The organism is Roseomonas sp. KE2513, assembly GCF_016107305.1.
Taxonomy (GTDB): domain Bacteria; phylum Pseudomonadota; class Alphaproteobacteria; order Acetobacterales; family Acetobacteraceae; genus Roseomonas.
On the sequence record NZ_RCVR01000026.1, the window covers coordinates 67,309 to 77,448 of the forward strand.

Below are 10,140 nucleotides of genomic sequence, written 5' to 3' on the forward strand. Positions count from 1 at the left end.
CCGCCTCCTCCCCTGCCACTGGAAACTGCTTCCCATGCTGGTGAACGACCCCGAGGCGGCGCACTGGCCGGTAGACCCGGCCCGTCTCGACCTTGTCGAGGAGTTCCGCCGTAAGCCGCGCGGCCCGCATGGCGACGAATTGCAGAAGCTGCTGCACCGCATGCGCTGGTCGGGCGTCGGCAACCGCCACGTGCTCATCGTAATCGAACCGAACCGCCGCTGGATGCTCGGCCGCCTGCCGGGCCGCCGTGGGGCACCGGTGGAAACCTTCCCCAACCGCATCTTCACTAGCCTCGCCGAGGCCGAGTGGGCCGTCTTCGTCATGCGCTGGGAAGCGCTGACCGGCCAGCGCATCCAGGACGCCGAGAGAGGGCCCGCGTGACCGACACCAACTCCGTCCTCGGCTATGCATGGCCGCTCGTCGTCTCCCCAGGCGAGGAGGTGACCTTCCATCTCTCCAGCGCCGCGCTGGCGAGTGCGGAGGCAACCCTGCTCCGTGTGCGCTGCGCCGATCCTGACCCGGACGGGCCCGGCCTGCGCTTCCACCAGCCCGGTACGTCCATCGACGGCCCCGTTGCGCTGCGTAACCAGCCTCTCCGCCCCGGCTCTTGCGCCATCGTGCCGGATGGCCCAGCGCTGAGTCGCACAGGATCGCTTTCCCTCGGCCTTTTCCTCTTCCCGACTGCACCAGGCGCGGGCGAGCAGACGATCCTTTCCCGCTGGCGCGCCGACACGCAGGCGGGGTGGCGTCTGGCACTCACGGCCGACGCGAAGCTCCAATTCACAGTGGGAGCCGGCGGCCGCGTCTGGCGCGCGACCGCTTCGCGCCCGGTGATCGAACGGGAATGGATCTTCGTGGCTGCCGGGCTGGATGCGGCGGCAGGCAGCATGAGCGTGTCGCAGACAAGCCTCGACCCTCAGGCTGGTCGCGACACCGGCTGCTCCTCAACGACTGACGGCCCACGCGACCCCACCTGGCCGGGAGACACTGCTCTCGTCATCGCCGCCCATGCGCTTGAGGCGGGCCCGTCACCCCGAACCGCCGGGCACCTGGATGGCAAGATCGATCGTCCGCGCCTGCTTGCCGCCGCGCCCGATCCCGCCGCGCTGCGGGCCCTATCGGAGAACCTTTCCCCCCATCCTGCGGATCCCGCGCTCATCGCGGCCTGGGACTTCTCGTGCGATATCCCGACCGGGACGGTCCGTGACCTCTCCGCTAACCGGCTGGACGGCACGCTGCGCCAGATGCCGATGCGCGCCGCCACAGGAGCGAACTGGGATGGCCGTACCGTTCATTGGACCGAGGCACCGGAACTCTACGGCGCCATTCACTTCCACAGCGACGACATGCACGATGCCGGCTGGACGCCGGACCTGCGCTTCACCGTCCCGGAAACCTGGCGCAGCGGCTTCTACGCGCTCCGCCTCCGCGCCCGGCAGGAGAGCGAGGATCCCGTCGAGAGTTTCGTCTCCTTCTTCGTCCGCGCGCCGCTCGGTAAGCCTCGTGCGGAGCTCGCCTTCGTCGCCAGCACCGCCACCTTCCTCGCCTACGCCAACTCCGCGCTTCGGCTGGATCAGGTGCATGCGGAGGCGATGCTGGAGGGCCTGATCGCCCTTTCGCGCGACGACGTGTACCTGCAGGAGCATCGTGAACTCGGGCTCTCCACCTACGACACGCATAGTGACGGCAGCGGATGGTGCTATTCCACGGCGAAGCGTCCGATCCTGAACATGCGGCCGCGCGGCGCCACCTTAAACTACGGCAACGACACGCACATCATCGACTGGCTGGAGAATGCCGGGCAGGCTTACGACATCATCGTGGATGACGACATTCACCGCCACGGCGCGCAGGCCCTCGCCCCCTATCGCTGCGTCATCACTGGCTCTCACCCCGAGTATTTTAGCCGCACGATGATCGAGGCCTTTGACTCCTACCAGCGCGGCGGCGGCCGGCACATGTATCTCGGCGGGAACGGCTTCTACTGGCGCATCGGCTGGCACCCAACGGAGCCGCACGCCATGGAGATCCGCCGCGGCATGAACGGCCTCCGCACCTGGGAGGGTGAGCCCGGGGAGAACGCGCTCTCCTTCACTGGCGAGCCCTCCGGGCTCTGGCGCGCCAATGGACGGCCGCCGCAGCGCCTCGTCGGCGTTGGGTTCGACGCGCAGGTGTTCACCCGCTCCTATCCCTATGCCTGGCGCGAGCCGGCGCGCGACCCTCGCGTGGCCTGGGCGGTGGAGGGGATCGACCTCGACACCCCGCTTGGTAATTTCGGCCTGCGGGGCGGCGGGGCGGCGGGCCTGGAGGTGGATCGCGTGGAGCCGACCCTCGGCTCGCCACCGCACCTCCTCTGGCTCGCCACGGCGGACCGGTTGGACTATGGCGGCGTGCCGACGCTGGAGGAACTGCGAACCCTTCACCGCGGCACAATGGGCGACCAGAACGCCCGCGTGCGCGCCGACATCGCCTTCTTTCCCACCGCGCAAGGCGGCGCCGTCTTCTCCACCGGCTCCATCGCCTGGGCCTGCGCGCTCTCACACAACGGCTACGACAATACTGTTAGCCGTCTTACCGGCAACGTGCTGCGCCGTTTCCTCGACCCCGCGCCTTTCGAGGGCTTCGACGCCTAAGCGCCGGAACACGGCGCATTACAGGAAACGCCCAATGCAACGAAAGCCCATCCTCACCGACACGCCATGGTTCCGGCTGGAGGTAGACGAGTCCGATTGGGCGGCGGAGGACCCTGCGGCCCTCGCCCGATGGATGGAGCAGCTCCTCCTCATCCGGCGCTTCGAGGAGAAGATTCTCGAACTGCATAGCCAGGGGCTCGTCCACGGGCCGGCGCACGCCTCGATCGGGCAGGAGGCCGGCGCGGTCGGCGCCATGTCGGTCCTCGGCACGAAGGACAAGCTGAACGGCACCCACCGCGCGCACCACCAGATCCTCGCCAAACTGCTGAACAGCGCTCTTCCCGAGGGCTACGACCCGCGGCGTGACGATCCGCTGAAGGAAGCCGCAACCCTTGTCCGGCGCGCCGTGGCGGAGATCATGGGATTATCCGAGGGTTTCTGCGGCGGGCGGGGCGGCTCCATGCACATGCGCTGGGCGCCCGCTGGCATCATCGGCACCAGTGCCATTATCGGCGGCAACCTGCCCCACGCCGTCGGCTACGGCTTGGCGGACAAAGTGCTCGGCCGCGACCACGTCTCGGTGGCCTTCTTCGGCGACGGCACGCTGATGGCCGGCCAGTCGATGGAGGCGATCAACCTCGCGGCGCTCTACAACCTGCCCGTCATCTTCTTCCTTGAGAACAATCTTTACGCCGTCTCCACCCATGTACGGGAACAGACGCGGGAGACGCGGCTGACCACGCGCGGAGCCATGTTTGGCGTTCCCTCAGTGGAATGCGACGGCATGGACCTCCTCGCCGTCCGCCGCGCCATGCAATGGGCGGTGGAGACCATCCGCACGACCGGTGGCCCGGTTTTCGTGGAAGCGATTCTTTATCGCTTCCTGCACCAGAGCGGCCCGCTGCTCGGCAGCCAGTTGGGCTACCGCAGCAAGGAGGAGGAGGCCGAGTGGCGCGCGCGCGATCCGCTGGTGACGATGCCAGCGCGGCTGATGGCTATGGGCGTGCTTGACGAAGCAGGCCTCGCCACCCTTGAGGCACGCGCGCGCCGCGTGGTCGAGGACGCTGCCGCCGCCCTGACCGAGATGCCGCGAGATTCTAATGCCTTACAGATCCGCGCCGGCGCCCTTCCGGACGTGGCGGAGGTGGAGCACGGCATCCGCGGCGATCTTTCCGAGTTGAAGGGCGAGCGCTTCCTCGAAGCCCTCTCCGTCCCTGCCGAGGCGAGAACGGAGATGAAGTACATCGACGCTATCGCCGCGACGCTTCTGCGGAACATGGAGCGCGACTCCCGCATCATCCTCATTGGCGAGGACGTGCACCGCCTGCGCGGCGGTGTCTCCGGCTCGACCAGGGGCGTGGTCGAGCGCTTTCCCGACCGGGTCTTTCCCACGCCCATCTGCGAGAATGGCTTCACCGGCATGGCGCTCGGCGCCGCCGCCTGCGGGCTGCGGCCGGTAGTGGACATCATGTTCGGTGACTTCTGCATCGTCGCCGCCGATCAGATGTTCAACGGCATCGGCAAGTTCTCGCACATGTTCGGAGGCACGGAGGTGCCGGTCGTGGTGCGCGCGCGCGTCTCGCCGGCAACGGGCTACGGATCCCAGCATTCCATGGATCCCTCCGGCCTCTTCGCCCTCTACCCGGCCTGGCGGATCGTCTCCCCCTCCACGCCGCACGACTATATCGGCTTGATGAACGCGGCGCTCCGCTGCAGCGACCCCGTTCTCGTCATCGAGCACCAGGACCTCTTCCAGACCACCGGCCCCGTCCCGCGCGGCGACCTGGACTACCTCGTGCCGCTCGGGGCCGCCCGCACGGCGCGGGCCGGCTCCGCCTGCACGGTCCTCACCTACTCCACCATGGTTCCCGCCAGCATTCAGGCGGCCGAGGCCACCGGCATCGACGCCGAAGTCATCGACCTGCGTAGTCTGGACCCCTCCGGCCTGGATTGGGCGCTGATCGAGGCGAGCGTGAGGCGCACCCACCGCGTGCTCGTCACCGAGCAGACGGCGCGCGGCACGAGCCACGGCGCCCGCATCGTTCAGGAGGTTCAGGAACGCCTCTTCGATTGGCTGGACGCCGAGATCCTCCGCGTCACCGGCACCGAGGCCGCGCCGGTTGTCTCGCCCCCACTCAACATGGCGGCCCTCGGTAACGCGAGGAAAGTGGAGGTCGCCCTGCGAAGGCTGGTCGGCTGACGCTGCAAAGCACTTCCGACAGAGCGCCGGCATATGATATATCAGCGGCTGAAAGACGAGGATCCGTTCATGTCGCAGGTCGTTCTCCCCAATCCATCCACCGTTGCCACTTCCGACACGGCCCTGCGCGCCCGCGCGCGCGCCGTCATCCCGGGTGGCCTTTGGGGGCACCTCAACGTGACGAAGCTGCCGGAGGGCTACCCCCAGTACTTCACCTCGGCGGAAGGCTGCCGTCTTCGGGACGCTGATGGCCGCGAGTACATCGATTTTATGTGCTCCTGGGGTCCTGTGGTGCTCGGTCATCGCCACCCCGTCGTCGAGGCCGCCGCTCGGGATCAGGCGGAGAGGGGCGACTGCATGAACGGCCCCGCCCCCGTCCTGGTCGAGTTGGCCGAACTCCTCGTGGACACCATCCCGCACGCAGATTGGGCGCTTCTCGCAAAGAACGGCACGGACGCGACCACCGCCTGCGTGACCATTGCCCGCGCCGCCACGGGGCGCCGCAAGGTGCTGGTCGCCCGCGGTTCCTATCACGGTGCGGTTCCCTGGTGCTCCCCGTCGCTCGCGGGCGTCACGGCGGAGGACCGAGCTCACATCCTCACCTTCGACTACAACGACATCACTAGCCTGGAGGCCGCGGCCGAGGCGGCGAAGGGCGACCTTGCCGCCGTCATCGTCACCGCCGTGCGGCACGACTACGCCGCGCACCAGGATCTGGCGCGCCCCGGCTTCGCTCGCCACCTGCGCGCGCTCTGCGACGCGACGGGGGCCGCCCTCATTCTCGACGATGTGCGCGCCGGCTTTCGCATCGATCTCGGCGGCTCCTGGGAACCGCTAGGTGTTCGACCCGATCTTTCCGCCTTCAGCAAGGCTATTGCCAACGGCTATCCGCTCGCTGCCGTGACCGGGCGCGAGCGTTTCCGTGAGGCCGCGACGCAGGTCTACACCACTGGTTCCTTCTGGTGCGGCGCCGTGCCCATGGCTGCCGCCCTGGCCACGATCGCCGAGTTGCGCCGCATCGATGGTCCAGCGAGGATGAAGGCGATGGGCGAGCGCCTGCGTGCCGGCCTCGACGCGCTCTCCCGCCAATACCACCTGCCGGTGCGGCAGACCGGCCCGGCGCAGATGCCGCTGATGATCTTCGACAATGACGCGAACTGGGAGAAGGGCGACGCGTTCTGCGTCGCTGCCCTGCGGCATGGGACCTACTTTCACCCGCGCCATAACATGTTCCTGTCCTGCGCACATGCCGAGGCCGATATCGACCGGGCGCTGGAGGCGGCCGAGGCCGGGTTCCGGGCGGTGGCGCGCCGCTAGCCCCCCTGGCCGGGCGGCCATTAAACCTGTGTGGAAGCGGCCCCGCCGTAAGTTTTATAGCGCTCGCGCGTGGCGTCCATCTGTCCCGCGTCGAGCAGGCGCGGCGTGCCGGCGGAGCGTGCGAGCAGGTACTGCCGCGCGAGCGTCTCAAGCCGCACTGCCGCCGCAAGGGCCGTCTTCACGTCGCGCCCCGTGACGATCATGCCGTGATTGCCAAGCAGGCAGGCAGTGCGCTCGCGCATCGCTTCCACCGCTACTTCCGCCAACTCGGGCGTGCCGAAGGTGACGTAAGGTGCGCATCGCACGTCATCGCCCCCGAAGCCCGCAACCATGTAGTGAAAGGCCGGCAGTCGCTCGCCGAGGCAGGCCAGGGCGGTGCAGGCATCCGCGTGGGTGTGCACCACGCTTCCCGCTTCCGGGAAAGAGCGTAGGATTGCCGCGTGCATCGGCCACTCGCTCGACGGCACGGCGGCATCCGTCGCGTTGCCATCCAACGTCATCCACACTGTATCGCCCTCTGCCGTGGCGTCCACCGTGGTGCCGGAGCGGGTGATGACCATCCCCTCCGTCACTCGGCAGGAGACGTTGCCCGCGCTGCCGAAGTTGAGCCCTAGCCGCCCCAGCTCCCGGTATGCCCGCGCTACCTCGTCCCGCGCCTGCGCAACCTCGCTCATGCGCGCATCGTCTCCAGCACCGTCGAGAACATGTCCACCGGACCCAGCTTCCCCGATTTCAGGCAGAGCGCCAGCGGCGAGGGCTCCTCCGCCGCGCAGAGGCCGATCCCCGGCGAGACATAGGGCGCCACTGAAAGGCGGGAGATGCCGAGCGAGCGGATCACCGCGCCCGAGCTCTCCCCGCCCGCGACGAGGATGCGGCGTACGCCCGCTCCCACCAGCGCGACCGCGAGCGCGCCGAGCAGCCCTTCCGCCGCGCGCGCCGCACCGTCGCGCCCCAGCCGGGCCTGCGCGGCGGCTACCGCTTCCGCATCGCCCGCCGTGGTCACGCAGACTGGTCCGAGCGACAGCAGCGGGACTGCCCATGCCGCGGCGTCCCGCAGCGCCGCCTCGGGTGATTCCATCCGCGCTAAATCGATCCGCAGCACCGGATGTCGCGCGGCGAAATGCTCCACCTGCTCGCGCGTGCGGTCCGAGCAGCTCCCGGCCAGCACCGCACCGCCCCCACCTGCGCGCAGCGGCGCCGCCGCGAGGGCCGGCGACAGCAATCCCCTCTCCTGCCAGATCGCCGGATAGTGCGCCGCCAAGTTGGAGCCGCCCGTCGTGAGCCGCCAATCCCAGCTTGCGCGCGCGAGCGTGGCCAGGTCCTCCTCCGTGCCCGCATCCGCGATGGCGTAGGATGCCCCCTCCGCCTGCAGGGCATTCACTCGCTGCACAACCGCCTCCGCGCCCTGCGCAACCGAAGGCAGCGGAATCAATCCGACCGCTCGTGCGGTCTGTGCCGACAAAACCTTCACAAGGTTTGGCTCTGTCATCGGAGTTAGCGGATCGAAGCGCTTGGGCGAGTCCGACACAAGCTGCGCGCCGACAAAGAGGTGTCCCATGAACACCCGCCGCTCAACCTCCGGGAAAGTCGGGGCGAAAAGGGTGAACTCCGCGCCCGCCCGCTCCATCAGCACGTCGGCGCAGGGGCCAATATTGCCCGCCGGTGTTGAGTCGAACGTCGCGCAGTACTTGAAGAAAATCCGCTCGGCCCCGGCGCCAAGCAAGGCATCCGCCGCCCGGGCGAAGGCAGCGCGCGCTTCCCCCACGGCTGCCACGCGGGAGGCCAGGGCGACGACGACCGCGTCCTGCCCGGTCGGCACGGGCGCATCGTCCAACACCAGTGCCACCCGCATCCCACCGGCCGCCAGCATTCCCGCCAGCTCCACCGCGCCGGTCAGATCGTCCGCGATCGCGCCGAGCAGCATCGCGCCGGTCAGACTTCCACCTGCCAGAACATCGGGAAGCTGGATGGGATAAGGTTTCGCAGGCGCGCGCGATATCCGGCGGGGCGCGAGAACTGTCCCCACATCACGCTCGGCACCAGCTCGTATGCCGCGCGCTGGATCCGGTCTGCCACGCCCTTCCGCGCCTCCGCGTCCGGGGCGCGCACGAACTCCTCCAACAGCGTGGTAATCCGCGCGTCGCAGCTGCGGCCGGGATAGTCCGAGCAATTATTCGCCACGTAGAAGTGGTTCAGCGGCGACATCATGTCCACGCCGTTGGCATAAACGGGAAACAGGCTCCACCCGTCCGGCCGCGCGCGGCGGGCGAGTACGGTGCCCCAGTCCATCACCTGCTCGTCCACGGTGAAACCGGCTTTCTTCATGTTCTCAGCCAGCACGTGCGCCGCCGTCTGGGAGATGGAGGCGGAGACCTGCAGCATGATCACCGGCTCGCCTTTGTAGGCCGTCCGCGCCAGCGCGGCCTTTGCTCCATCGAGGTCGAAGCGCGCGGCCTCGGCTCCCGCCGCCGTCTCCAGTGGCGTGTCGCACATCCAGAAGGAGGAGCAGTTCTCCACACGGAACTCCGCGGGGATGCCGATGGCGTCCATAACGCCCTTTTGGTCTACGAGCTTCCACATCACCTGCCGCACGGCCGGATCGGCGAAGGGGCCGCTCGCGTGGTTCAGGCGAAAATTGCCCTGGAACATGTCGATGCCCTTCAGGCCCATCAGCCGTACGTTGCGGTTGCGCCCTAGCGGCCCGAGGAAGTCGAAGGGAAGATACTGCATGTAGTCGATCTCGCCGGCGATCAGCGCATTCACGCCGGTCGGGTCGTCCGGCATGGTTCGCAACACCAGCTCGTCAATCCTCACCACCTTGCCGCCGGCCAGGAAATCGGGCGGCTCAGCGCGAGGGACGTAGCGCGCGTTCCGGCGCAGCACCATGCGGTCGCCGGTGCGCCACTGGTCGCGCTCGAAGGTGAAGGGCCCCGATCCGATGATCTCCGTAATCCGCCCCTCACCGGGCGGCAGTATCCGCTCGGGCATAATGAAGGGGACAGGCGCGTTCGGCTTGCCCAGCACCTCCAGCATCAGCGGGAAGGGCTCCCTCAGCAGGAAGGTGAAGCGGCGCGCATCCTCGGCCCGCATCTCGCGCAGCGCCGCCAGCAGCATGCGGCCCAGGCTGTCGCGTGATGCCCAGCGGCGCAGTGACGCCACGCAGTCCGCCGCGGTGACCGGCGCACCGTCATGGAAGGCGAGGCCCTCACGCAGGATGAAGGTCCAGGTCAGCCCGTCAGCCGAGACGGTATGCCCCTCTACCATCTGCGGACGGATCGCGCCTTTTGAATCCTGCGCGAAGAGCGTGTCGAAGACCTGGTAGCCGAAGCTGCGCGTGATGGCCGCGGTGGTGGCGTGGGGATCCACGATCACGACCTCGGATTCCAGCACCGCCGTCACCGACCCGGCCGCGTGCACCGGGCGAGTTGAGAGGAGGAGTGCCGGCAGGGCCAGACTGCCGCCTGCCAGAAGTCCGCGACGGGTGGGGCTCGCACCGAACAAGGACACCTCCTCTCTTCTGACGCAGGTCGTCGGCTCTTCTGGCCTTCTTGTGCCTCATCCTATGCCATGCTCGTGCCGAAGCAAGATATGATATATCACTTGCCTCCGAGCCGTAGGCGACCTTCGCTACCTTGGGCATGCAAGCGGCCGAACCGATCTTTCCGGCATTGCGCCACCCGCCGCGGCGCGTACCGTGTGGCGACACCACCAGTTCTATCTCTGGTACGTTCTGCTTCCGCTACTCATTCGCCCCGGGACCTTGAGCGCACGCTCAGGCCTGCGAGGAAAGCGTAACCCAAACCCGCGCAGGCAAAGTCGGGCGGGGCCACTGCAGTTTGTATTTCTTCACTGCGTTAGCCCCTCTGCCCCTCGCCGGCCTGCCAGTGACTTGCCACGGGAACTCCGAATTGCGGCCATCCGCCGCGCTGTAGAGCGGAGATGGCTTCGCCGTTGTCAAAGGCCCGGGGCAGCCGCCAGCGCGTTACCGC

The 10,140-nt window shown here is 68.3% G+C and carries 7 protein-coding genes; 4 read left to right on the forward strand and 3 right to left on the reverse strand.

What is annotated here, in order from left to right; translation table 11 throughout:
- The first annotated feature begins 34 nt into the window (after window positions 1–34).
- The 4 genes from D9599_RS21750 to D9599_RS21765 all read left to right on the forward strand — a co-directional run bounded on the left by D9599_RS21750 (window position 35) and on the right by D9599_RS21765 (window position 6,151).
- Window positions 35–382, forward strand: coding sequence for a hypothetical protein (locus tag D9599_RS21750; protein WP_198383396.1), 348 nt, complete (start codon window positions 35–37; stop codon window positions 380–382).
- Window positions 379–2,634 carry a N,N-dimethylformamidase beta subunit family domain-containing protein gene (locus D9599_RS21755; RefSeq protein WP_198383397.1) on the forward strand — a complete coding sequence of 752 codons (2,256 nt, stop codon included), beginning with the start codon at window positions 379–381 and terminating at the stop codon, window positions 2,632–2,634. The genes D9599_RS21750 and D9599_RS21755 overlap by 4 nt, the downstream gene beginning before the upstream one ends.
- Before the next feature lie 34 nt (window positions 2,635–2,668).
- Window positions 2,669–4,834: a thiamine pyrophosphate-dependent enzyme gene (locus D9599_RS21760; protein WP_198383398.1), complete on the forward strand. Its 2,166-nt coding sequence runs from the start codon at window positions 2,669–2,671 to the stop codon at window positions 4,832–4,834.
- A gap of 69 nt (window positions 4,835–4,903) precedes the next feature.
- Window positions 4,904–6,151 carry an aspartate aminotransferase family protein gene (locus D9599_RS21765; RefSeq protein ID WP_198383399.1) on the forward strand — a complete coding sequence of 416 codons (1,248 nt, stop codon included), beginning with the start codon at window positions 4,904–4,906 and terminating at the stop codon, window positions 6,149–6,151.
- A 20-nt stretch (window positions 6,152–6,171) separates the two neighbouring features.
- Here the strand turns inward: D9599_RS21765 and D9599_RS21770 are convergent, their stop codons facing one another.
- The 3 genes from D9599_RS21770 to D9599_RS21780 are packed head-to-tail and all read right to left on the reverse strand — an operon-like array spanning window position 6,172 to window position 9,652.
- Window positions 6,172–6,825, reverse strand: coding sequence for a class II aldolase/adducin family protein (locus tag D9599_RS21770; protein ID WP_198383400.1), 654 nt, complete (start codon window positions 6,823–6,825; stop codon window positions 6,172–6,174).
- Window positions 6,822–8,075 (reverse strand): 3-oxo-tetronate kinase, encoded by a 1,254-nt coding sequence (gene otnK / locus D9599_RS21775; RefSeq protein ID WP_198383401.1) that lies wholly within the window; start codon window positions 8,073–8,075, stop codon window positions 6,822–6,824. Before otnK ends, D9599_RS21770 begins: the two co-directional genes overlap by 4 nt.
- Before the next feature lie 8 nt (window positions 8,076–8,083).
- Window positions 8,084–9,652 (reverse strand): ABC transporter substrate-binding protein, encoded by a 1,569-nt coding sequence (locus tag D9599_RS21780; RefSeq protein WP_198383402.1) that lies wholly within the window; start codon window positions 9,650–9,652, stop codon window positions 8,084–8,086.
- Window positions 9,653–10,140 lie beyond the last annotated feature (488 nt).